This is a genomic window from Afipia sp. GW822-FHT04G07 (assembly GCF_058800765.1).
The window spans coordinates 2,466,437-2,488,529 of record NZ_JBXAMP010000001.1 but is presented as its reverse complement, the minus strand read 5'-3'; the positions used below and the strand labels follow the sequence as shown (position 1 = coordinate 2,488,529).

Here is a 22,093-nt window from a genome sequence, read left to right as displayed (position 1 = left end):
TCGCCTTGGCTCAATGAACGCATATTATGACCGTCCCGCCCACGCCTTCTCACGTCATGCCGCAGTCCGGCTCGCTGGACGCCGCGATCGACGTCGAGCGGCTGGTGAAGGTCTACAAGACCACGCATGCCGTGGACGATATTTCGTTCACGATTCCGCGTGGTTCGGTCACCGGCCTGCTCGGCGGCAATGGCGCCGGCAAGACCACGACCATCTCCATGATCATGGGGCTGGTGTCGCCGACCTCGGGCCGCGTCAGCGTGCTCGGCCATGCGATGCCGCATGAGAGCGCAGAGGTGCTCGGCCGGATGAATTTCGAGAGCCCTTACGTGGATATGCCGGGACGCCTCACCGTGCGGCAGAATCTCAACGTGTTCGGCCGGCTTTACGGGGTGACGGACCTGAAGGAACGGATCGGCTTGCTCGCTGCGGATCTGGACCTGAACGAATTTCTCGACCGGCCGAGCGGCAAACTGTCGGCCGGCCAGAAGACCCGGGTCGCCTTGGCAAAAGCGCTGATCAACGAGCCCGAATTGCTGCTGCTGGACGAGCCGACCGCATCGCTCGATCCAGACACCGCCGACTGGATCCGCAGTCATCTCGAAAACTATCGCAAGGTTCGCGGCGCGACGATCCTGCTGGCATCTCACAACATGCTGGAAGTCGAGCGGTTGTGCGACCGTGTCATCATCATGAAGCGCGGCCGCATCGAGGACGACGACAGTCCGGCCGCCATTCTCGCGCGCTACAACCGCGCCACGCTCGAAGAGGTTTTTCTCGATGTGGCGCGCGGACGCGTGCAGGTGGCGTCATGAGCGAGATGCCTGTTTCGCAGGGCTCCCGCCTGCCCATGATCGCGCCGCACCGCATCGGCGCGATGATCCTGCGTCACTGGTATCTGCTCACGTCGTCATGGCCGCGATTGCTTGAACTGATCTACTGGCCGGTGTTGCAATTGATTACGTGGGGTTTTTCCCAAGCCTACATTTCGCAGAATGCCGGCTTCTTCGCCAAGGCCGGCGGCACCTTCATCGGTGCGGTGATCCTGTGGGACATTCTGTTCCGTGGCCAACTCGGTTTCTCGATGTCGTTTCTCGAAGAGATGTGGTCGAAAAATCTCGGCAATCTCTTGATGAGCCCGCTCAAGGTCAGCGAGTATCTGATCTCGCTGATGGTCATGAGCGTGGTGCGGCTGGCCGTCGGCGTCATTCCGATGACCGTGCTGGCCATCGCTTTCTTCGGCTTCAACCTGTTCGGGTTCGGCTTCGCGCTGGTCGCGTTCTTCTGCAACCTGATTTTCACAAGCTGGTCGTTCGGCCTGATCTCGTCGGGACTGGTGCTTCGCAACGGCATGGGCGCGGAGGGGCTGGCGTGGACGCTGATGTTCGCGCTGCTGCCGCTGACATGCGTCTATTATCCGGTGTCGGTGCTGCCGGGCTGGCTCCAGGTGGTGGCGTGGATGCTGCCGCCGACCTACGTATTCGAGGGGATGCGAGCACTCCTGATCGATCAGGTCTTCCGCGCCGACCTGATGATCGAGGCGCTGGCCATTAATGCCGCTCTGTTCGCGATCTCGACCGTGGCGTTTCTGCTGCTCTTGAAGAGCGCCCGTAAGCACGGTTCCCTTGTCCAGAGCGGGGAATAGCGCGCTGCGAGGTCACTCCCGTCGCTGCGCCATCCTGATGAAGCACGGAAAACCGGAATGGAAGTATAGTTCCAGCGGCGCGCGAATCCGAAAATAGAGCTTTGTTCCAGAAATATTCAGTTTGAAGCCGTAATTTACTGTGTCGGTTGGAGTTTCGGTGGATTGACGCTTTGTCGCACTCCCGACAGTATGTTGCGCCGCGAAGCCGGGATCGAGGAATCATTATGCCGATTGGTGAATTTGGCAGGCCGCCTGCCTTGCCGTCCGAGGTCAGCCCTGCGCTGACCACGCCCATGTACTGGATGTACGAGATGGGCCAGGCCTCGCTCAATCCGGCGCGGGCGGCAGCCGACATGATGAAGTTGTGGTTCGAGAACCCCTTCAATCCACTGGCCGAGACGCAGTTCGGAAAATCGATGGCTGCCGGTTGCGAATTGTTCGAGCGCACCACGCGCCGCTACGGCAAACCCGAATGGGGTCTGCACGATACCGAAGTGAACGGCATGCGGGTGCCGGTTGAGATCAAGACGGTCTGGGAAAAGCCATTCTGCCGTCTGCTGCATTTCGAACGCAAGATCACCCAGCCCTTGCGTGCGCCGCATCCACGCGTGCTGATTGTGGCGCCGATGTCGGGCCACTATGCGACGCTGCTGCGGGGCACGGTGGAAGCCTTCCTGCCGGCGCACGACGTCTACATCACCGACTGGGCCGACGCCCGCATGGTGCCGGTGGCGCAAGGCCGCTTCGATCTCGACGACTACGTCGACTACGTGATGGACATGATCCGCACGCTCAAGGGCGATGTGCATGTTGTGGCTGTGTGCCAGCCCTCCGTGCCTGTTCTGGCGGCGGTGTCCATCCTGGAAGCCGAAAAGGATCGCTACTTTCCCACGTCCATGACGCTGATGGGCGGCCCGATCGACACCCGTCGCAATCCCACGGCCGTGAACAATCTCGCGGAAGAAAAAGGCATCGACTGGTTCCGCAACAACGTCATCACCAAGGTGCCGTTCCCGCAACCGGGCTTCATGCGCGACGTCTATCCGGGCTTCCTGCAACTCACCGGCTTCGTGAGCATGAATCTCGACCGTCATGTCGACGCGCACAAGCGTCTGTTCAGCAACCTCGTCAAGGGTGACGGCGATCTCGTCGACAAGCATGTCGAGTTCTACGACGAGTATCTCGCTGTCATGGATCTCACCGCCGAATTCTACCTGCAGACCGTGGACGTGGTGTTTGTGAAGCACGCCTTGCCGAAGGGCGAGATGAAACATCGGGGCAAGCTGGTCGATCCGTCGAAGATTCAGCGCGTGGCGCTGATGACGGTGGAGGGCGAGAACGACGACATTTCCGGTATCGGCCAGACCGAGGCGACGCATGGACTGTGCAGTTCGATCCCGGACGCGCGCCGGGTGCATTACATGCAGAAAGGCGTCGGCCATTACGGCGTGTTCAACGGCTCGCGGTTCAAATCGGAAATCGTGCCGCGCATCTCGGATTTCATGCGGTCCTCGGCCCATTCCAAGCTGGCGCTGGTCGCGGCCGAATAGCGGTTTTCCGGTTCCATTTCAGCGAAAAAGCTCATTTTGTGGGGGATTCGGGATTTTCCGCTCCCGAATCCTGGGTCTACCTTCAAGCCATTGAATTCAAAGCTGATTCACGGCTCCGCAATTGAGGCAGAGGAGTGAATTTCACTGACCCTTGTCGGGCCGGGTTCCGGGTTAGAAATGAATCATAATTTCATGTTTCATGACCCCGGATGTGGGAGGCTAAGGCCTTCAAACTACGATATATTGGGCAAATGATTTGTTTTTGCGCCGATGAATTTCACTGGCGGCGGATATGGCAGAATCCCGGCGAATTCCTGCTGTCCGGATCCGCTGACATGGCTTTTCGCGCCCTCCTTTACCGCCGACCGACCGAACCGCGCACGCTCGCGGTCAGAATCGGCTCATCCATCTACACAATTCAGCTGCGGCGTCATCGGCGCGCGCGCCGATACACGCTGCGCATTCATCCGAGCCGACGCGAAGCCATTCTCACCATGCCTCCGCGCGGAAATCTCATCGAAGCCAAGGACTTCGCGCAGCGTCATGGCGCCTGGATCGCCGCGCGTCTCGGCGGATTGCCGAAAGCCGCGCCATTTTCTCACGGCGCATCGGTCCCGTTGCGCGGCATACCGCACCGAATCGTGCATCGCGCCGGCGAACGCGGAACCGTGTGGCCCGAAACGCGCGACAGCGGCGAGAAAATTCTCTGCGTGGCCGGCGGCGTCGAACATGTCGATCGCAGGATTCATGACTTCCTCAAGCGCCAGGCCCGCGCCGCGCTGACCGAAGCCTCGCATCGTTACGCTGAGGTGCTTGGCGTCAAGGTGAAGCGGCTGACGATCCGCGATCAGTCGAGCCGGTGGGGCTCGTGCACCTCGGCGGGCGCGCTGTCGTTTTCATGGCGGCTTATTCTCGCGCCGCCCTATGTGCTTGATTATCTCGCGGCGCATGAAGTCGCGCATCTTGTCGAGATGAATCACTCGGCCCGGTTCTGGAAGGTCGTCGCGCGTATTTGCCCGGCTACCGAACGCGCCAAGCGATGGCTCGACACCCACGGCAACGATCTGCATCGCTACGGGATCGAAGAGTAGCTACTAGGGCTGTCGCTGCTTCAGCGACGGCCGCCGAAAACGCGATCGATCAACCAGCCATCGAGACCCGCTGCGGCTTCAGGTCGGCCCGACGTCTGCGTGACCGGCGGCCGACCTTGCGACGATGGCGCCGCTCCGCCTGACGACTGATAACCCTGATTGCTGGACTGCTGCGGGTAAGGTTGCTGAGCGGGTGCGGCCCCGCGCGAGCTTCCGGGAAACAGGTTCGACAGCAAGCCGCCTTGCGGTTGCATTGAACCGGGCAGGGGAGCTGCCGGCACGTTCTGATGCGCGGCCTTCATGAAGCGGGTCCAGACCTCGACCGGCAGCCCGCCGCCGGTGGCTTTTTTGGTCGGCGAATTGTCGTCGTTGCCGAGCCATACGCCGGTGACGAGATGGGCGGTGTAGCCGATGAACCAGGCGTCGCGGAAATCCTGGCTGGTGCCGGTCTTGCCGGCGGCGGACCAGCCGGGAATGTCGGCCTTCTTCGCGGTGCCGGTGACCAGCGTCTCGTGCATCATGGCATTCATCATGCCGACCGCGTTCGAATCGATGACCTGGGCCGGTGGATCGGCGCGGCGCGCATACAGCACCTTGCCTTCGGGCGTACGGATCTTGTTCACGACATGGGGTGAGGCGGCAAAGCCACCATTGGAGAACGGAGCGTAGGCTCCGACCAGTTCATTGAGCGAGACTTCCGACGTGCCGAGCGAAATCGTTGCATTCGGTTCAAGCTTTGAAGCAATGCCGAGACGGTGCGCGGTGCGGACCACGTTGGCGGGGCCGACTTCGATGCCGAGCCTGACGGCGACGGTATTCAGCGACATCGACAGCGCCTGCGTCAGCGTCACCGGACCAAAATATTCGCGGCTGTAGTTCTCGGGCCGCCAGCCCTTGACGTCGAGCGGCGCATCCTGCCGCACGCTGTCCGGCGTCAGTCCGGCCTCGACGGCGGTGAGATAGACAAACGGCTTGAAGGCCGAGCCCGGCTGGCGCTTCGCGGTCACAGCGCGGTTGAACTGACTTTCCGCATAGTTGCGCCCGCCGACCATGGCGCGCACCGCGCCGTTCGGGGTCATCGCTACCAGCGCGCCTTGGGAGACGTTGAACTTCACACTCTTGGCGGCCAGTTCGTCGATGATCGCGGCCTCGGCGACGCTTTGAAGTTTCGGATCGATCGAGGTTTCCACCACGATGTTCTGGTCGATCTGGCCGACGAGATCGTCGAGCACTTCACCGATCCAGTCGGCGACGTAGTTGATCGTGCCGGCGCCGACCGGCTTCATAGCGTAGGACGGCTTCTCGATCGCCGCCTTGGCCTGTGCGTCAGTGATGAACCTGACGTCCGCCATCGCGCTCAACACGAGTTGCGCGCGTTTCTCCGCGCCTTCCGGATTGCGGTTGGGCGCAAGCCGCGAGGGTGATTTGACGAGGCCGGCCAGCATCGCCGCTTCCGCCAGTGAGACGTTGCGCGCCGGTTTGCCGAAATACTTCTGTGCGGCGGCCTCGACGCCGTAAGCGCCCGAGCCGAAATAGACGCGGTTCAGATACAATTCGAGAATCTGGTCCTTGGTGTATTTTCGCTCCAGCCACAGCGCCAGTTCGACTTCCTGCAATTTGCGCTGGAAGGTGCGCTCCTGCGTCAGGAACAGGTTCTTGGCCAGCTGCTGGCTGAGCGTCGAGCCGCCCTGCGAGACGCCGCGATGCAGAAGATTGGTCACGGCGGCGCGCAGGATTCCGGTGGGATCCACGCCGAAGTGCGAATAGAAGCGCCGGTCCTCGATGGCGATGAACGCCTTCGGCAAGTAGGGCGGCAAATCCTTCAAAGAAACATTTGCGCCCGGCATTTCACCACGCGTGGCGATCACCGTGCCGTCCATGCCGGTAATCTGGATAGTCGGCGGGCGTTTGGGGACCTCCAGCGACTGGATTGCGGGCAGATGCGCGCCGACCCAGACGATCACGCCGGCGCCGGCAATTACCGCCCACAGGCCGAGCACCGCGCCCCAGTAGACGAGACGGCCGAGGCCCGATCGCGAGCGCTGTTTCGATTTTGCCTTGGCGTCCTTGCGGGAGGATGCGCGCGTCTTGCGCGGCCGCGACTGACGCGGCGCGTCGTCCTCGTCATCATCGACCGGCCGGCTCTTCGCCGCACGGCGTTTTGGCTTGATGTCGTCGTCATCCTCCGGGCCGCCGACGCGGTCCCATGGATTGAGGCGGACGCCGTCCAGCGAGGCGGCGCCATCGAATTTCGGCTCCGTGCGCCCGCTCTTCTTTTTCCGCCCCAACGCCATCCAAACCTGTGCCGGCATGCCCATTATGCAAGGCATGCAAGCTAGCGACGGCGGTTTAAAGGCGCGTTAAGCGAAGGTTAACGCGGGTTTAGATGTTCCGCTGCAGCTGGCCGAAAGAACGCCGATTCCATCACCGAACCCGATTGTCTTGACAGGGCTTTCTCGATGCCCGCAGCCTGCAGACGATTTCGCGCGAGAGGACAACATCGATGACCGGCCATATCGACCCGACCAAGGAAATCTTCGCGGCATTCCGCGCCAACGATCGTCCCGGTCCAATCCACATGCTGAACCTGGTGCGGCTACATGCACAGGCGAAATATCCTGATGGCCGCGCGGCGACCGGCGCGGAAGCTTACGCCAGCTACGGGCGCGAAAGCGGGCCGGTGTTTACGCGGCTCGGCGGCCGGATCGTCTGGCAGGGCAAATTCGAACTGATGTTGATCGGCCCGTCGCAAGAACGCTGGGACCACTGCTTCATAGCGGAATACCCGAGCGTGGCGGCGTTCGTGGAGATGATCCGCGACCCAGCCTATCGCGAAGCGGTCAAACACCGTCAGGCTGCCGTGGAGGATTCGCGCTTGATCCGCACCGCACCAATGGAAGTCGGCAAGACCTTCGGCGAAATCCCCCAATAGATTCCAGAACGTGTCGCGGTCTCAGATCGCCGCGCGCGCCAGCCAGAGCAGCAGAAGTGCTACGGCGGCGGGAAGCGCCTGGACCATGATGATCCGCTTGCTGACGGAGTAGCCGCCATACAGTCCGGCGACGATCACGCACAGCAGAAAGAATACCTTGATCTGAAAGCCAAATCCCGGATTGGGATGGAGGAGCCCCCAGATCAGTCCGGCGGCGAGGAAGCCGTTATAGAGCCCTTGATTAGCGGCCAGCACGGCGGAGGCCTGTGCCTTCTCGATCGTGTTGCCGAAGGTCTTCAGGCCCTTGGGCTTGGTCCAGAGAAACATCTCCAGCACCAGGAAATAGACGTGCAGCGCGGCGACCAGCGCAACGAGAATGTTCGCAATCAAGCTCATGACAATCTCCCCCAATAGAAACGGGAACCTAGCAGCAAGAATGACGATTGCCAGACCCCGATGTTGTCGGAAATCGGAAAGACATCCCGGACCGCCGCGGCCATGATGGTTGAAACACACGATCAAGGAAGCTGGATATGTCGACAGAGCAACCTCAGCGTTTTCATCTTGACCGGCTGGAGACGCCCATCGGCACGGCGCTGCTGGTCACCGACGAGCAGGGCTTCCTGCGCGCGCTCGACTGGTCCGATTACGAGACGCGGCTGTATCGCCTGCTGCGACGGCACTACGGTGACTATGTTTTGGAGAAAGCGTCCGCTCCCAAGGACATCACGGCGGCGTTGACCGGCTACTTTGCCGGCGACCTCGGCCAGTTGAAAAAGATCAAGTGGCGGACCAACGGTACGGAATTCCAGCGCAAGGTATGGACGGCGCTGCAAAAGGTCCGGGCGGGGACCACGTCGAGCTACGGTGCTTTTGCGGCGCGGCTGAACGCGCCCAACGCGGCGCGTGCGGTCGGCCTCGCCAATGGCGCCAACCCGGTCAGCGTCGTTGTGCCGTGTCATCGCCTGATCGGCGCCGATGGATCGCTGACCGGCTATGGCGGAGGACTTGAACGCAAGCAATGGCTGCTGGCGCACGAAGGCGCGGCGTTCAAAAGGCTACAAGCGTGATCTCGAAAACTATGCCGCCGGCTTTTCGGCTGCGTCGCCGTTGGCGAGCAGATGGATTAGTGCCCGCTTGATCGCGGCCTGCCGCGTCGGCGCGGTGATCTGCGCGCCGAGCAGGTCGGTGACATAGAACACGTCGCGGGCGCGCTCGCCGAAGGTCGCGACGTGCGCGGATGCAATATTGAGATTGAGCTTCGAGATCGCCGTGGTGAGCTGGAACAGCAGGCCGGGGCGATCGAGGCCCGAGACTTCAATCACGGTATAGCGATCCGACCACTGGTTGTTGATGATGACTTCGGGCTCGACGACGAACGGCTTGAACCGCGCCTTCGCCGCCGTGCGCCGCGCCATCATGTCCGGCAGCCGCAGCTTGCCTTCGAGAACCTGTTCGATGGTGTCGCCGATGCGCGTCGCGCGCCGTCCCTCGTCGTCGTCGCGATCGTATTCGCGCGTGATGGCGATCGTATCGAGCGCGATGCCGTCGGTGGTGGTGTAGATCTGCGCGTCAACGATATTGGCCCCGGCCGATGCGCAAGCGCCTGCGATGATCGACAGCAGCCAGGGATGATCCGGCGCGAGAATCGTCAGCTCGGTGACGCCGCGCCCCTCATCGAAGCCGACATTGACTGCCAGCTTGTGGCCGCCGGCCTCGCTGGCCTTGACGAAGCGCGCATGACGTATTTTGCGCGGCAGTTCGACCTTGAGCCAGTAGGCCGGATATTGCCGCGCGATATAGGCCTCGAGTTCGGCCTCCGGCCATTCGGTGAAGGCCGCGCGGAATTCCGCCTGCGCGACCTGAATGCGCTGCGCGCGATTGACCTCGGAGAAGCCGCCGGTCAGCACCGGTTCGGTTTCGTAATAGAGCGTGCGGATGAGCTGCGCCTTCCAGCCATTCCAGACGCCGGGACCGACGCCGCGGATGTCCGCGGTGGTGAGGATCGTCAGCAGTTTCATCTGCTCGACCGACTGCACCACTGCCGCGAAATTCTCGATGGTCTTGCGATCGGAGAGGTCGCGCGACTGCGCCACCGTGGACATGGTGAGATGCTCTTCGATCAGCCACGCGATAAGTTCGGTGTCGGCGGCGTTGAAGCCGAAACGCGGGCAGAGCCGCCGCGCCACCTTCGCCCCCGCGATGGAGTGATCCTCGGGGCGGCCCTTGGCGATGTCGTGCAGCAGTACGGTCATGTAGATGACGGGGCGATGTTCGGGGCGGATTTTCCGCATCAGGTCGCTGGCGACCACGAACTCGTCGTTGCCGCCACGCTCGATGTCCTGAAGGATGCCGATGCACCGCAGCAGATGCTCGTCGACCGTGTAGTGATGATACATGTTGAACTGCATCATCGACACGATCCGGCCGAACGCGCGAATGAAGCGGCCGAGCACGCCGGCCTCGTTCATCCGCCGCAGCACGGTCTCTGCGTCGTTCGACGTCAGGATCTCCATGAACAGCTTGTTGGCTTCGGGGTTCTCGCGCAGCTTCTGCGTGATCAGATTGAGCGAGCGTGTCGCCGTGCGCATGGCGTCGGGATGGAACGCCAGATTGTTCTTCTGCGCGAGCCGGAAGATGCGGATCAGGTTGACCGGATCGCGCTTGAAGACGTCCGGCGCGGCAAGGTTGATGCGGTTGTTGTCGATGATGAAATCTTCGCCGCCGGGAACGCGGCCGCGTTTCCGGCCGGGCCGCAGCCGCGCCATCATCCGGCTCAGCACCGGCGCGGGCTTGGCTTCCTGATCCTCCAGCTTGGCGCAGAGGATCGCGGTGAGATCGCCCACTTCCTTCGCAATCAGGAAGTAGTGCTTCATGAAGCGCTCGACGTCCTGCATCCCGGGGTGCGACGTGTAACCGAGGCGCTGCGCGATTTCGCGCTGCATTTCGAACGACAGCCGCTCCTCGGGGCGTTCGGTGAAGAAATGCATGTTGCAGCGGACCGACCACAGGAAGTCCTCGCAGCGGCGGAACGTGCGGTATTCCTGCGCGTCGAACACGCCGCGCTGCACGAGGTCGGCAGTGTCGCTGACGCGATAAACGTATTTCGCGATCCAGAACAGCGTGTGCAGATCGCGCAGTCCGCCCTTGCCGTCCTTCACATTGGGTTCGACCAGATAACGCGACTGGCCGGCGCGCCGGTGCCGTTCCTCGCGCTCGGCGAGCTTTGCGGTGACGAATTCGGCGGCGGTGCCTTGCACGACATCCTTGTCGAAGCGCGTGACGAGTTCGTCGTAGAGCGCTTTGTCGCCGGTGAGAAACCTTGTTTCCAGCACCGACGTGCGGATCGTCATGTCGGCGCGGGCCTGACGGATCGACTCGTCGATCGAGCGGGTGGCGTGGCCGACTTTCAGCCCCATATCCCACAGGCAATAGAGGATCGCTTCGGCGACCTGTTCGCCCCAAGCGGTCTGCTTGTAGGGCAGGATAAACAGGAGATCGATGTCGGATTCCGGCGCCATCAGGCCGCGGCCATAACCGCCCGTGGCGATCACCGCCATGCGTTCTGAATCCGACGGCGTCGGCGAATGATAGAGATGTTTGGTGGCGGCACCGAACAGGATGCGGATGATCTCATCCTGCACAAAGCAAAGCCGTTCGGCGCACCGCCGCCCGTGCCGGTCTTTCAGCAGTTGCGCCTGTGCGGCATCGCGGGCCTGCGCCAGTTCGCCCTTCAACAACTGCGCCACCGCCGTGCGGAACACATCGTCCTTGCCGGCATGGTTCTGGGCCAGCGCATCGATCGCCGCCGCGATACGGGCGGTGTCGAAAATCAGCTCGGGATCTGGCGGGAGTTTGGCCGTCACGCTGTCCATAATATCCGGATAACGGACGGCGGCAGCGGTGTCATCAGCGGATTGAGGCAGGTCCAGTCATCCTTTCTGTTTTTTGTGCGCATGGAGGAAGGCCGTTCTCCCGAGAAGCCTATTCACGCAGTTATTTTCTCGTTGACGAAAGCAAATAACTTATTGAAAACATGATAGTTTTTGCGGTCTTGGCATCGCGTGCTCTCCTCGCAGTCGCGCCGGCTCTCACCCGCATTTCGATCACCAGATGGAGACGACGATGTTCAAACTTTCACGACGCGCATTCGCGGTCCTTGTTGCGGGCGCAGCGCTGACGCCCGGCGCGGCATTCGCCGCCGACGCACCGAAACAGATTGTTATCGACTGGGCGACCTACAACCCGGTCTCCATCATTTTGAAGGAGAAGGGCCTGCTCGAAAAGGAATTCGAGAAGGACGGCATCAAGATCGTCTGGGTGCAGTCGGCTGGCTCCAACAAGGCGCTTGAGTTCCTCAACGCGGGCTCGATCGATTTCGGCTCCACCGCCGGTTCGGCCGCGCTGGTTGCAAAGATCAACGGCAATCCGATCAAGTCGATCTACGTCTACTCGCGTCCGGAATGGACCGCACTGGTGACCGGTAAGGATTCCAAGATCGCGAAAGTCGCCGACCTGAAAGGCAAGCGCGTCGCAGTCACCCGCGGCACCGATCCGCACATCTTCCTCGTGCGCGCGCTGCTCGATGCGGGCCTGACCGACAAGGACATCACGCCGGTGCTGCTGCAGCACGCCGACGGCAAGGCCGCGCTGATCCGGGGCGACGTCGATGCGTGGGCGGGTCTCGATCCGATGATGGCGCAGGCGGAAGTCGAGGACGGAGCCAAACTGTTCTTCCGCAAGCCCGAAGCCAACACCTGGGGCATCCTCAACGTGCGGGAAGAATTCCTGAAGGACAACCCGAAGCTCGTCCAGCGGGTGCTCGCGGTCTATGAAGAGGCGCGCAAGTATTCGCTCGCCAACTACGGCGAACTGAAAAAGGGCTTCATCGCCGCTACCAAGCTGCCCGAAACGGTTGTCGACAAGCAGCTCAAGGAACGCACCGAACTGACGCACAACCGGATCGGCGCACCGCAGCGCGAGTCGATTCTTGCGGCAGGCCTTGCACTCCAGCAGGCGGGCGTGATCCAGCCTGGTGTCGATGTGAAGGCGACGGTGGATGCGCTGATCGACGATCAGGTGCCGCTGCCCACGAATTGAGAGCTTGCAACGCATTCAAAGGCCCGCAAGCTTGCGGGCCTTTGTTTTGAAGCGCTCTTGCAATCTCTTGCGATAAGCGGTTTTTGCTATGGCCATGACACTCGACACGCCAGCACTGGAAACCATCGCGGAGCAGACTGTATCGCGCCCTGCCGGCCGCCTGCGTCGGTTTGCGCGGCCTGCGCTCGGTCTGCTGTTGCCGCTCGGGCTTGCGCTCGTGTGGGAATTCGCCGTGCGGTTTGGTTATTCCAACGGGCGGCTGGTGCCGCCGCCGAGCCGCATCTGGCAGACGCTTGTGGAGCTTGCGGCCAGCGGTGAACTCGCCCGGCACATCATCGTGACACTGGGCCGCGTCGGCGCGGGCTTCGGGCTTGGTGTTTTGGCCGGAACGATCTTCGGCGCGATCTGCGGATACTGGCCGCTGGCACGGCGTCTGCTCGATCCGACATTGCAAGCGCTGCGCGCGATCCCGTCCATCGCATGGGTGCCGCTGTTCATCCTGTGGCTCGGTATTTTCGAAACATCGAAAGTGACGCTCATCGCCGTCGGCGTATTCTTTCCGATCTATCTCGGCGTCATTGGCGCGGTCCTGAGCGTCGACCGCAAGATCGTCGAGGTTGGCCGCATATTCCGCCTCGGCGGGTTTGCCATGATCCGGCGCATTCTGCTGCCTGCGGTGTTGCCGGCCTACGTGATCTCGCTGCGCTCCGGGCTCGGGTTGGGCTGGATGTTCGTGGTCGCCGCCGAATTCATGGGCGCATCCGAAGGTCTCGGCTATCTGCTGACCGATGGCCAGCAGCTCGGCAAGCCGGCCCAGATCCTTGCGGCAATTATCGTCTTTGCCATCCTCGGCAAGATCACCGATTGGCTGATCCAGTTGATCGCAGCACCGTTCCTGCGCTGGCAGGATTCCTTCAGCGCCCATGCGGGAGGGGCCTGATGCTCGTCCTCGATCATGTCGGCAAGACTTATCCGAACGGCGTTCACGCGCTGGACAATTTCTCCGCGCGCATCGGGCCCGGCGAGATCGTCGCCATCATTGGCGGATCGGGGTGTGGAAAGTCCACATTGCTGCGCGCAATCTCGGGCCTCGATCGCGCGACAACGGGTTCGGTGACACTCGACACCATCGCGATCACTGCGCCGCACGAAAAGATCGGCGTCATCTTTCAGGAGCCGCGGCTGCTGCCGTGGCTGAGCGTGGCCGACAATATCGGTTTCGGGCTCGGCGATCTGCCGTCCGCTGAGCGGCAGCAGAGAGTCGCCCGCGCGCTGGCCCGGGTCGGCCTCGCGGACAAGGCCGGTGCATGGCCGCGCGAGTTGTCCGGCGGACAGGCGCAGCGCGTGGCAATCGCGCGGGCACTGGTGCCGTCACCGGAAGTGCTGTTGCTGGACGAGCCGTTCTCCGCGCTCGATGCGTTCACACGCGCTGATCTGCAGGATCATCTGCTCGACCTGTGGGCCGATACCAAGCCGACGCTTGTTCTTGTCACCCATGACGTCGATGAGGCGGTGGTGCTGGCGGATCGTGTTATCGTGATGCGCCCGCGGCCCGGACGGTTGTTCGAGGAAATCAGGGTTGACCTGACCCGGCCACGCGACCGGACGTCTTCCGCCTTCGAGGCAGTCAAGCATGAGGTGCTGGCCTCGCTGGATCGCTCGCTCAATCGCAAAGTGCGCCCCGCAGATGATTTGCTCACGGTCGGCGAGGGGATATAAAGCGGAATAATTTGTACGCGGCGCTGTTGGTGCTGACGGAAACGGAGAACGAGAAAATGGATTCCACCGAACTCCGCGCCATGCAGGCGCCGATCAAGGACCGCTACAAGGCCGACCCCAAGGCGGCGTTCATTACCTTGAAGGCCAAAGGGTCGCTCGACAGCGACGGCTTGTCCTGCAAGGTCGAGACCGGCAAGGCGGCTGCCGCCATTGCGGGCCTTCACCCGGCGACCGGCGGCTCCGGACTTGAACTCTGTTCCGGCGACATGCTGCTTGAAGCACTTGTGGCCTGCGCCGGGGTGACGCTGAAATCGGTGGCGACCGCTATCGACGCGCCGCTGAAATCCGGCAACGTCATTGCCGAAGGCGATCTTGATTTTCGCGGCACCCTAGGCGTCGACAAGGAAGCACCGGTTGGCTTCGCCGAAATACGTCTGCGTTTCGATGTCGACACCGATGCGCCGCAGGAGAAGCTCGATCAACTACTGAAACTGACCGAGCGTTATTGTGTGGTCTACCAGACCATCAAGAACGGTCCAAAGACGGTCGTGTCGATCAACCGGATCTGACCATCGCTACTTCGGCAGCTTCGCCTTCAGTGCATACAGTGCGTCCAGGGCTTCGCGCGGCGACATCTCGTCGGGGTGCAGCGCGCCGAGTGCCTCCACAAGTTGATCGGCTGCGCTGGGCGGCGCCGGTTCGGCGGCCGAGCGCGACGGCACCGCGAACAGGGGCAAATCGTCAGCCAGCGCGCGCGCTGTGGTGCCGCGATCCTGCGCTTCGAGTTTCGCCAGCACTGACTTCGCCCGCGCAACCACAGCGGCGGGAAGGCCCGCGAGCTTCGCGACCTGAATGCCGTAAGAGCGATCCGCCGATCCCGGCAGCACCTCGTGCAGGAACACCACGTCGCCCTGCCATTCCTTGACGCGGACGGTGGCGTTGAACAGGCGCGGCAGATTGGCCGAGAGCGCTGTCAGTTCGTGGTAATGCGTCGCGAACAGCGAGCGGCATCTGTTGGACTCATGCAGATGCTCGATCGACGCCCATGCGATTGACAGTCCATCGAACGTGGATGTGCCGCGGCCGATTTCATCGAGGATCACCAGCGCGCGCTCGCCGGCCTGATTGAGGATCGCGGCGGTCTCCACCATCTCGACCATGAAAGTCGAGCGGCCGCGCGCGAGATCGTCCGCTGCGCCGACGCGGGAGAACAGCCGGTCGACGATGCCGATATGCGCGAGCTTCGCAGGCACGAAACTCCCTATTTGAGCCATCAACGCAATGAGCGCGTTCTGACGCAGGAATGTCGATTTACCCGCCATGTTCGGGCCGGTCAGCAGCCAGATTTGTCCTGATGATTGCGACGGCCCCGGCGACAGGTCGCAGGCGTTGGCGATGAATGGCTGGCCGTCGCGCTTCAATGCCTGCTCGACCACGGGATGGCGTCCGCCCTCGATGGAAAACTTCAGCGAATTGTCGACCACGGGCCGCGCATAATTCTCATCGACCGCGAGCTTGGCGAGCGACGCGGTGACGTCGAGCAGCGCGAAAGCGTGCGCAGCGGCGCGCAGATCGTCGCCGATAGCCACAGCCTGCGCGCAAAGCCTGTCGAAGATTTCCAGTTCAAGGCCGAGCGCACGATCGCCCGCATTGGCGATCTTGGCCTCGATCTCGCCAAGCTCGGTGGTGGTGAAGCGCACCTGCCCCGCGAGGGTCTGGCGATGAATGAAGGTCGCGTTCAGCGGTGCGGCCATCAGCTTGTCGCCGTGCTGCGCGGTCACCTCGACAAAATAGCCGAGCACGTTGTTGTGGCGGATCTTGAGACCCTTGACGCCGGTGTCGTCGGCGTAGCGTGCCTGCATCGCGGCCACCACCAGCCGCGAGGCGTCCCGCAGATTGCGGGTTTCATCCAGGGTTGGTTCGTAGCCCGCGCGCACAAAGCCGCCGTCCCGCTTGAACAGCGGGAGTTCGTCGGCGAGGCCGCGCGCGAATTCCCGCGCCAGATCGCGGGAAGGTCGTTGCAGCGCGCTGATAGCATGAGTGATATCGCGCGGAAGTTTCTCGATCCGCGTCATCCGTTCGATGACCTTGTCAGCGGCGAGAATGCCGTCGCGCAGGGCCGCGAGATCGCGCGGGCCGCCGCGCCCGACCGACAACCGCGCCAGCGCACGCGACATGTCCGGGGCGGCACGCAGGATGCCGCGAAGATCTTCCCGCGCAGCACTATCGTTCGCGAACAGCGCGGTGGCGTCGAGCCGGTGGGAAATCGTTGCGCTGTCGGTCAAAGGCGCTGCGAGGCGTTGCGCCAACAGCCGCGATCCGGCGGCAGTCACAGTGCAGTCGATGGCGTCGAGCAGCGAGCCGCGGCGTTCGCCTGCCAGCGTGCGCGTCAGCTCGAGATTGGCGCGGGTGGCGGGATCGATGGCCATGGTGGTGCCGGCGGCTTCGCGGGCCGGTGGCGACAGCGGCAGATGTTTGCCGACCTGCGTGCGGTCGACATAGGTCACGGCAGCAGCGGCGGCGGTCGCCTCCAGCCGCGACATCGCGCCGAAGCCGTCCATGGTGGCCACGGCGAAATAGTCGCACAGACGGCGCTCGGCGGTGGCGGCATCGAAAATGTCGCGCGTCACCGGCGTGACGGCGGCAAGGCTACGGAACAGCGCCGCCAGCTCCGGGTCCGAATACAGCGCATCGGTCACGATGACTTCGGTGGGATTGATCCGCGCCAGTGTCGCGCCGAGCTCGCCCGTGCTGCATTCGGTGACGCTGAACTCCGCCGTCGAAATGTCGATCCACGCCAGGCCGATCCGGTCGCCGGCCGCCGAGGACGCGCGCGTCCGTGCGACGGCGAGCAGATAGTTGTTGGCCTTGGCGTCGAGCAGGTTGTCTTCGGTCAGCGTGCCGGGCGTCACCAGGCGAACAACGTCGCGCCGCACGACACTCTTGTTGCCGCGCTTGCGCGCTTCGGCTGGATTCTCGGTTTGCTCGCAGACCGCGACGCGATGGCCGAGTGCGATCAGCTTGTGCAGATAGTCGTCGGAACGTTCCACCGGCACGCCGCACATCGGGATGTCTTCGCCAGCGTGCTTGCCGCGCTTGGTCAGTGTGATGCCGAGCGCACGCGACGCGGTTTCAGCATCCTCGAAGAACAATTCGTAGAAGTCGCCCATCCGGTAGAACAGCAGCAGCTCCGGATTGGCGGCCTTGATCTCCAGGTATTGTTCCATCATCGGCGTGACACGGCTTGCCGCCTCCGTGGAGGCGGACTCGGTGTTCGGCGGTGCGGGTGGCGTGGAATGGATGGTCATGTGGGCCACACTAGCAAAGTTCTTTCGCCTGGTGGAATTGTGCGGGGCGTTTTCCACGCCTTGCGGCGGGACGTGCATGGCCGCTCTGCCGGCCCATAAGGCGGGTCCGGGCATGGATCATTTGACGCGCCGCGCCGTGCTTCCTAAAACCCGAGCCAGCCGGGAGTGGACGGCGGAAGGTCCGTGCGACAGTCAGGGAGAGCTACCATGCGCGATGTATTCCTTTGCGATGCAGTGCGGACGCCAATCGGCCGTTTCGCCGGATCGCTGGCCAAAGTGCGCGCCGACGATCTGGCCGCGGTGCCGATCAAGGCCCTGATGGCGCGCAACACCAAAGCCGACTGGTCGGCGCTTGAAGAGGTTTCTTACGGCTGCGCCAATCAGGCCGGCGAAGACAACCGCAACGTGGCGCGCATGGCGCTGTTGCTCGCTGGTTTGCCGGAAACCGTCCCGGGCATGACAGTGAACCGGCTCTGTGCGTCGGGCCTCGATGCGGTCGGCGGCATCGCGCGGGCGATCCGCGCCGGTGAAATGGATTTCGCCATCGCGGGCGGCGTCGAATCCATGACGCGTGCGCCGTTCGTGACCGGCAAGGCGACGGAAGCCTATCAGCGCGCGGTCGAAACCTACGACACCACCATCGGCTGGCGTTTCGTCAATCCGCTTATGAAGCAGCAGTATGGCGTCGATGCGATGCCCGAGACCGGCGAGAATGTCGCCGAGGATTATCAGATCTCGCGCGCCGATCAGGACGCCTTCGCGATCCGCTCGCAGCAGCGCGCAGGCAAGGCCATCGAGGCCGGATACTTCGCCGAGGAGATCACGCCGGTCACAGTGCCCGGCGGCAGGGCCGGTCCAACCGTCGTGGACAAGGATGAGCATCCGCGCCCTGAGACCACGCTCGAAGGACTGGCGAAACTCAAGCCCATCGTGCGCAATCCCGGCACGGTGACGGCCGGCAATGCTTCCGGCGTCAATGACGGCGCGGCGGCGATGATCCTTGCATCCGAGGAGGCCGTGAAGAAGCACGGCCTGACTCCGCGCGCGAAGATTCTCGGATTTGCATCCGCGGGCGTCGCGCCGCGCGTCATGGGTATCGGCCCGGTTCCGGCGGTGAAGAAGCTGCTGGAGCGCCTCGGTCTCAAGATCACCGACATCGACCTGATCGAACTCAATGAGGCTTTCGCTTCGCAAGGCATCGCGGTGTTGCGCCAATTGGGCGTCAAGGACGACGCGGATTTCGTCAATCCGCACGGCGGCGCCATCGCGCTCGGCCATCCGCTCGGCATGAGCGGTGCGCGGCTCGCGATGACGGCGGTCCACGGCATGGAAAAGCGTGGCGGTAAGCTCGCCATCGCCACCATGTGCGTCGGCGTCGGGCAGGGTGCTGCGATGGTGATAGAGAAGCTGAACTGAGCTGACGATGTGTAACGGGGGGCGCTCGCCTCCCGTTCAATCTTGAAAATTCAATCCATCACCGCGGGATGATCCGGCCCCTGCGCCTGCTGGCGCAGCGCCGCCTTGCTCGATCCGATCATCATCGCGAGCGGGATCGCGCAAAGAGTCACGATCATCACCATTTGATAATCGCGCGAGAATGCGATGATCTGCGCCTGGAGCTGAATCAGCACGTCCATGATCGCGCGGCCGGAATCCGTATTCATGTTGAGGATGCCGGCGACATCCGGCATCTGCAGCGCCTGATTGAATGGCGTGACGTGCTCGTTGAGAATGGCATAGCTCTGCCGCCCGCCCTCCGTCAGTTTGGCGATCACCACGGAGATGCCGATCGAGCTTGCGACATTGCGCAACAGCGTCAGCATCGATGTGCCGTCGGTGCGCAAATGATTGGGCAGCGTCAGGAACGCGACCGTACTGAGCGGCACGAACACCAGCCCGAGTCCGAAACCTTGCGCGATGCTCACCGCGACGATGGTCGGAACGCCGGTCTGGTCAGTCCATTCGGTCATGAAGAACAGTGACACCGACATCAGCAGCATTCCGGTCGCGATCAGCGTGCGCGCCTCGACATATTTCATGAAGCGTCCCACCAGCATCATGGCGACGAACGTGCCGAGGCCGCGGGTGGCCAGCAACAGGCCTGCCGTCAGGATCGGATAGCCCATGACGTTTTGCAGATAGGGCGAGGCGAGCGCCATGGTGCTGTAGAGCACCAGACCCATCACCGTCATGAAGACGCAGCCGCCGATGAAGTTCCGATCCTTGAAGATCGCGAACTGGATGAACGGCCGCTTGGTCGTGAACGAATGCGCGAAGAAGTAATAGAAGCCGATAATCGCGATGATCGTCTCGGCGACGATCTCCGGCGATTCCAGCCAGCCCAGTTGCTCGCCGCGATCGAGAGCGATCTGCATCGAACCAATGCCGACGGCCAGCGCCCCGAAGCCGAACCAGTCGAACTTCAGCGCATTGTCGGTTTTGGTTTCGTCCATGAAAATGATGAGTCCGGCGACCGTGACGATGCCGAACGGGATGTTGACGAAGAACACCCAGTGCCAGGAATAGGTTTCCGTCAGCCAGGCCCCGAGCGAGGGTCCCATGATCGGTCCCAGCATCACGCCCATGCCCCAGATCGACATCGCCTTGGCGCGCTCGTGCAGTGCGTAGGAGTCGAGCATCACCGCTTGCGACAGCGGAACCAGAGCGGCTCCGAATACGCCCTGCAACAGGCGAAACAGCACCATTTGCGTGATGTCCTGCGCGAGGCCGCACATCACCGAGGCGATGGTGAAGCCCGCCGAGCACACAATGAAAACCTTCTTGCGTCCGAAGCGATTGGCGATCCAGCCGACCGGCGCTGTCATGATCGCGGCTGCCACGATGTAAGACGTCAGCACCCAGTTGATCTGGTCCTGGGACGCGGAGAGCGTGCCCTGCATGTAGGGCAGCGCGACGTTGGCGATTGTGGTGTCGAGCGCCTGCATGATCGTCGCCGTCATGGCGCAGATCGTCACCATGTTGCGGCGAAATCCGGGGACCGCCGCCGTGGAGGCGGAGGCGGCGGCGGTCACCGGGCATCCTCCTGCGCCGAAGCGGAGGAGAAACCGAACAGGCCTGCAAGCGAGCGTTGATGTCCGGTGTCGATCCAGACATAGGTGCTCATGCCGGCCTTGAGTTTTTGAACGGCCTTGTCGTTGCCGTCGAAATAGATGCGCACCGGCACGCGCTGCACGACCTTGACGAAATTGCCGGTCGAGTTCTGCGGCGGCAGGATCGCGAACTGCGCGCCCGTTCCGGGGCTTAACGATCCGACCTTGCCCACGAAGGTATGGTCGGGGAAGGCGTCGATCGACATCGTCACTTTCTGTCCGTTCGCCACGTAGGTCAGATCGGATTCCTTAAGATTGGCATCGACCCATGGATGGAAGTTGTCGATGACGCTGAACACCGGCGATCCCGCAGCGACGAAACGGCCGAGCTGAATGCTGTCCACCTGCGTCGCGGTGCCGTCAATCGGGGCGCGCAACACGGTGTGGTCGAGATTGCGCTGCGCCTGATCGAGCGCCGCCTTCGCCTGGAAGTACGGCGGGAATTGTTCGAGCGGCAGATCGGGATTGCCAAGCAACTGGTTCTTTGCCGTCGAAAGCTGCTGTTGAACGAACTGAACCTGCGCCTGCGCGGTGACGAGCGCGGTTGCGCTGGTATCGAGATCCAGCTGCGAGCCGGCATTGCTGTGGACGAGGGAGTTCTTGCGTTCAACGTCGCGCTGCTTCAACTCGACGCCCTTCTGGGCAAGATCCACCATCTGGCCATAGATTTTGACGTTGGCGCGAAGGTTGTCGTAGTTGGTTTTGGCCTGATCGAGCGTGGCCTGTGCCTGCTGAAGCGCAAACCGGAACGGCACCGGATCGATTTCGAACAATTCGTCGCCGGCCTTCACCCGCTGGCCTTCCTTGACCATGACCTTCTCGATCTTGCCGGAGATGTCCGGTGTGATGAGAACCTTCTGGGCGCCGACATAGGCGTCGTCGGTGGTGGCGTAACGTCCGCCTGACAGATAGAACACGCCGCCGCCGCCAAGCGCGACGAGCGGAAGCACCACCAGCAGCAGCGTGCGCCGCTTCTCGCGAAACGTTTGGCCCCATGTCTTGCGTGGAGCGGTGTTCGAAGGTGGCACCGGTTTCTCTGTCAGCTTTTGTTCGGTGGGAAATTTGACGATCGGCTCAGCCATACTGCTGCTCCTTTGATTTTGCGTCGCTGACCGCCTGGAGGGCGTCGCGGACGTTGTCCTTGATTGATTCGAGTTGACCGACCAGCGCGTCGGCTTCGCGGGACGTGAGATGATTCAGCGCGGTCTGGGTGATTTGGGAGCGCAGCTTGCCGAGTTGTTCCAGCATCGGGCGTGCGGCGGGGCGCAGGTAGAGACGATTGGCGCGCCGGTCCTTGGCGTCTTCGCGGCGTTCGATGAGATCGTTATTGCAAAGCCGGTCGATGAGCCGTGTCAGCGTGATCGGCTGCAACTCCATCATGTCGGCGAGTTCGGATTGCTTCAGTCCTTCGGTGCGTTCGAGTTTCGCCAGCACCGCCCACTGGGCGCGGGTGATGCCATAGCGCACCGCCAGCTTGTCGGCGTAAAGCCGCAGCATCCGCTGGGTCTCGAACAGCGCGAACAGAAAATCAGCGTTGCCCTTGGGCATGGGCATCTCCATCAGTAAGCTCAGTTATAATAAGCTTGCTTACTAATTCAGGAAGCCTCGCTGCGAAATAAGAGCCATGCAATATCGCAT

At 62.5% G+C, this 22,093-nt stretch carries 18 protein-coding genes; 11 read left to right on the top strand and 7 right to left on the bottom strand.

Going from position 1 to position 22,093, the window contains the following annotated elements; translation table 11 throughout:
• Nucleotides 1–26: 26 nt before the first annotated feature.
• The 4 genes from AC1RKJ_RS12155 (at nucleotide 27) to AC1RKJ_RS12140 (ending at nucleotide 4,286) form a co-directional block, all read left to right on the top strand.
• Entirely contained in the window at nucleotides 27–815 is a 789-nt protein-coding gene (locus AC1RKJ_RS12155; protein ID WP_492791210.1) for an ABC transporter ATP-binding protein, read from the top strand.
• Between the two features lie 5 nt (nucleotides 816–820).
• Entirely contained in the window at nucleotides 821–1,645 is an 825-nt protein-coding gene (locus AC1RKJ_RS12150; protein ID WP_492792724.1) for an ABC transporter permease, read from the top strand.
• 224 nt (nucleotides 1,646–1,869) lie between these two features.
• Nucleotides 1,870–3,195 (top strand): polyhydroxyalkanoate depolymerase, encoded by a 1,326-nt coding sequence (locus tag AC1RKJ_RS12145; protein WP_492791209.1) that lies wholly within the window; start codon nucleotides 1,870–1,872, stop codon nucleotides 3,193–3,195.
• Between the two features lie 251 nt (nucleotides 3,196–3,446).
• Nucleotides 3,447–4,286: a M48 family metallopeptidase gene (locus tag AC1RKJ_RS12140; RefSeq protein WP_492791207.1), complete on the top strand. Its 840-nt coding sequence runs from the start codon at nucleotides 3,447–3,449 to the stop codon at nucleotides 4,284–4,286.
• A 20-nt stretch (nucleotides 4,287–4,306) separates the two neighbouring features.
• Here AC1RKJ_RS12140 and AC1RKJ_RS12135 read toward each other — a convergent pair whose 3' ends face one another.
• A complete protein-coding gene (locus AC1RKJ_RS12135; RefSeq protein ID WP_492792723.1) occupies nucleotides 4,307–6,580 on the bottom strand; it encodes a transglycosylase domain-containing protein in 2,274 nt (757 codons plus the stop codon).
• 209 nt (nucleotides 6,581–6,789) lie between these two features.
• On the opposite strand from AC1RKJ_RS12135, the gene AC1RKJ_RS12130 reads away from it, so the two are divergent.
• Entirely contained in the window at nucleotides 6,790–7,218 is a 429-nt protein-coding gene (locus AC1RKJ_RS12130; RefSeq protein ID WP_492791206.1) for a DUF1330 domain-containing protein, read from the top strand.
• Nucleotides 7,219–7,239: 21 nt separating this feature from the next.
• Here AC1RKJ_RS12130 and AC1RKJ_RS12125 read toward each other — a convergent pair whose 3' ends face one another.
• Nucleotides 7,240–7,614 carry a DUF1304 domain-containing protein gene (locus tag AC1RKJ_RS12125; RefSeq protein WP_492791205.1) on the bottom strand — a complete coding sequence of 125 codons (375 nt, stop codon included), beginning with the start codon at nucleotides 7,612–7,614 and terminating at the stop codon, nucleotides 7,240–7,242.
• Nucleotides 7,615–7,751: 137 nt separating this feature from the next.
• Here AC1RKJ_RS12125 and AC1RKJ_RS12120 point away from each other — a divergent pair, with 137 nt between their 5' ends.
• Nucleotides 7,752–8,288: a methylated-DNA--[protein]-cysteine S-methyltransferase gene (locus tag AC1RKJ_RS12120; protein ID WP_492791204.1), complete on the top strand. Its 537-nt coding sequence runs from the start codon at nucleotides 7,752–7,754 to the stop codon at nucleotides 8,286–8,288.
• A 9-nt stretch (nucleotides 8,289–8,297) separates the two neighbouring features.
• Here the strand turns inward: AC1RKJ_RS12120 and AC1RKJ_RS12115 are convergent, their stop codons facing one another.
• Nucleotides 8,298–11,093, bottom strand: coding sequence for a [protein-PII] uridylyltransferase (locus tag AC1RKJ_RS12115; RefSeq protein WP_492791203.1), 2,796 nt, complete (start codon nucleotides 11,091–11,093; stop codon nucleotides 8,298–8,300).
• A 250-nt stretch (nucleotides 11,094–11,343) separates the two neighbouring features.
• On the opposite strand from AC1RKJ_RS12115, the gene AC1RKJ_RS12110 reads away from it, so the two are divergent.
• From AC1RKJ_RS12110 to AC1RKJ_RS12095, 4 genes are all read left to right on the top strand, one after another.
• Nucleotides 11,344–12,318: an aliphatic sulfonate ABC transporter substrate-binding protein gene (locus tag AC1RKJ_RS12110; protein WP_492791202.1), complete on the top strand. Its 975-nt coding sequence runs from the start codon at nucleotides 11,344–11,346 to the stop codon at nucleotides 12,316–12,318.
• An 88-nt stretch (nucleotides 12,319–12,406) separates the two neighbouring features.
• Nucleotides 12,407–13,258 carry an ABC transporter permease gene (locus tag AC1RKJ_RS12105; RefSeq protein WP_492791201.1) on the top strand — a complete coding sequence of 284 codons (852 nt, stop codon included), beginning with the start codon at nucleotides 12,407–12,409 and terminating at the stop codon, nucleotides 13,256–13,258.
• Nucleotides 13,258–14,037 (top strand): ABC transporter ATP-binding protein, encoded by a 780-nt coding sequence (locus tag AC1RKJ_RS12100; RefSeq protein ID WP_492791200.1) that lies wholly within the window; start codon nucleotides 13,258–13,260, stop codon nucleotides 14,035–14,037. Before AC1RKJ_RS12105 ends, AC1RKJ_RS12100 begins: the two co-directional genes overlap by 1 nt.
• A 56-nt stretch (nucleotides 14,038–14,093) precedes the next feature.
• Nucleotides 14,094–14,606 carry an OsmC family protein gene (locus tag AC1RKJ_RS12095; RefSeq protein ID WP_492791199.1) on the top strand — a complete coding sequence of 171 codons (513 nt, stop codon included), beginning with the start codon at nucleotides 14,094–14,096 and terminating at the stop codon, nucleotides 14,604–14,606.
• 6 nt (nucleotides 14,607–14,612) lie between these two features.
• Here AC1RKJ_RS12095 and mutS read toward each other — a convergent pair whose 3' ends face one another.
• Entirely contained in the window at nucleotides 14,613–17,345 is a 2,733-nt protein-coding gene (gene mutS / locus AC1RKJ_RS12090; protein WP_492791198.1) for a DNA mismatch repair protein MutS, read from the bottom strand.
• Between the two features lie 207 nt (nucleotides 17,346–17,552).
• On the opposite strand from mutS, the gene pcaF reads away from it, so the two are divergent.
• Nucleotides 17,553–18,761 (top strand): 3-oxoadipyl-CoA thiolase, encoded by a 1,209-nt coding sequence (gene pcaF, locus AC1RKJ_RS12085; RefSeq protein WP_492791197.1) that lies wholly within the window; start codon nucleotides 17,553–17,555, stop codon nucleotides 18,759–18,761.
• Between the two features lie 50 nt (nucleotides 18,762–18,811).
• On the opposite strand, the gene AC1RKJ_RS12080 is transcribed toward pcaF, so the two are convergent.
• Genes AC1RKJ_RS12080 through AC1RKJ_RS12070 form a run of 3 tightly spaced genes read right to left on the bottom strand, consistent with a single transcriptional unit; the run spans nucleotide 18,812 to nucleotide 22,003 of the window.
• Nucleotides 18,812–20,323 (bottom strand): MDR family MFS transporter, encoded by a 1,512-nt coding sequence (locus tag AC1RKJ_RS12080; RefSeq protein ID WP_492792722.1) that lies wholly within the window; start codon nucleotides 20,321–20,323, stop codon nucleotides 18,812–18,814.
• Nucleotides 20,324–20,373: 50 nt separating this feature from the next.
• Nucleotides 20,374–21,537, bottom strand: coding sequence for an HlyD family secretion protein (locus AC1RKJ_RS12075; protein ID WP_492791196.1), 1,164 nt, complete (start codon nucleotides 21,535–21,537; stop codon nucleotides 20,374–20,376).
• Nucleotides 21,530–22,003, bottom strand: coding sequence for a MarR family winged helix-turn-helix transcriptional regulator (locus AC1RKJ_RS12070; protein WP_492791195.1), 474 nt, complete (start codon nucleotides 22,001–22,003; stop codon nucleotides 21,530–21,532). The genes AC1RKJ_RS12075 and AC1RKJ_RS12070 overlap by 8 nt, the downstream gene beginning before the upstream one ends.
• Between the last annotated feature and the right edge of the window lie 90 nt (nucleotides 22,004–22,093).

Coding starts and splice junctions, on each gene's coding strand:
- pcaF (WP_492791197.1), top strand. CDS start 17,553: ATGCGCGATGTATTCCTTTGCGATGCAGTGCGGACGCCAATCGGCCGT.
- AC1RKJ_RS12150 (WP_492792724.1), top strand. CDS start 821: ATGCCTGTTTCGCAGGGCTCCCGCCTGCCCATGATCGCGCCGCACCGC.
- AC1RKJ_RS12075 (WP_492791196.1), bottom strand. CDS start 21,537: ATGGCTGAGCCGATCGTCAAATTTCCCACCGAACAAAAGCTGACAGAG.
- AC1RKJ_RS12140 (WP_492791207.1), top strand. CDS start 3,447: ATGATTTGTTTTTGCGCCGATGAATTTCACTGGCGGCGGATATGGCAG.
- AC1RKJ_RS12105 (WP_492791201.1), top strand. CDS start 12,407: ATGGCCATGACACTCGACACGCCAGCACTGGAAACCATCGCGGAGCAG.
- AC1RKJ_RS12110 (WP_492791202.1), top strand. CDS start 11,344: ATGTTCAAACTTTCACGACGCGCATTCGCGGTCCTTGTTGCGGGCGCA.
- AC1RKJ_RS12080 (WP_492792722.1), bottom strand. CDS start 20,323: ATGGTGACGATCTGCGCCATGACGGCGACGATCATGCAGGCGCTCGAC.
- AC1RKJ_RS12070 (WP_492791195.1), bottom strand. CDS start 22,003: ATGCCCAAGGGCAACGCTGATTTTCTGTTCGCGCTGTTCGAGACCCAG.
- AC1RKJ_RS12095 (WP_492791199.1), top strand. CDS start 14,094: ATGGATTCCACCGAACTCCGCGCCATGCAGGCGCCGATCAAGGACCGC.
- AC1RKJ_RS12120 (WP_492791204.1), top strand. CDS start 7,752: ATGTCGACAGAGCAACCTCAGCGTTTTCATCTTGACCGGCTGGAGACG.
- AC1RKJ_RS12115 (WP_492791203.1), bottom strand. CDS start 11,093: ATGGACAGCGTGACGGCCAAACTCCCGCCAGATCCCGAGCTGATTTTC.
- AC1RKJ_RS12145 (WP_492791209.1), top strand. CDS start 1,870: ATGCCGATTGGTGAATTTGGCAGGCCGCCTGCCTTGCCGTCCGAGGTC.
- mutS (WP_492791198.1), bottom strand. CDS start 17,345: ATGACCATCCATTCCACGCCACCCGCACCGCCGAACACCGAGTCCGCC.
- AC1RKJ_RS12130 (WP_492791206.1), top strand. CDS start 6,790: ATGACCGGCCATATCGACCCGACCAAGGAAATCTTCGCGGCATTCCGC.
- AC1RKJ_RS12100 (WP_492791200.1), top strand. CDS start 13,258: ATGCTCGTCCTCGATCATGTCGGCAAGACTTATCCGAACGGCGTTCAC.
- AC1RKJ_RS12125 (WP_492791205.1), bottom strand. CDS start 7,614: ATGAGCTTGATTGCGAACATTCTCGTTGCGCTGGTCGCCGCGCTGCAC.
- AC1RKJ_RS12155 (WP_492791210.1), top strand. CDS start 27: ATGACCGTCCCGCCCACGCCTTCTCACGTCATGCCGCAGTCCGGCTCG.
- AC1RKJ_RS12135 (WP_492792723.1), bottom strand. CDS start 6,580: ATGGCGTTGGGGCGGAAAAAGAAGAGCGGGCGCACGGAGCCGAAATTC.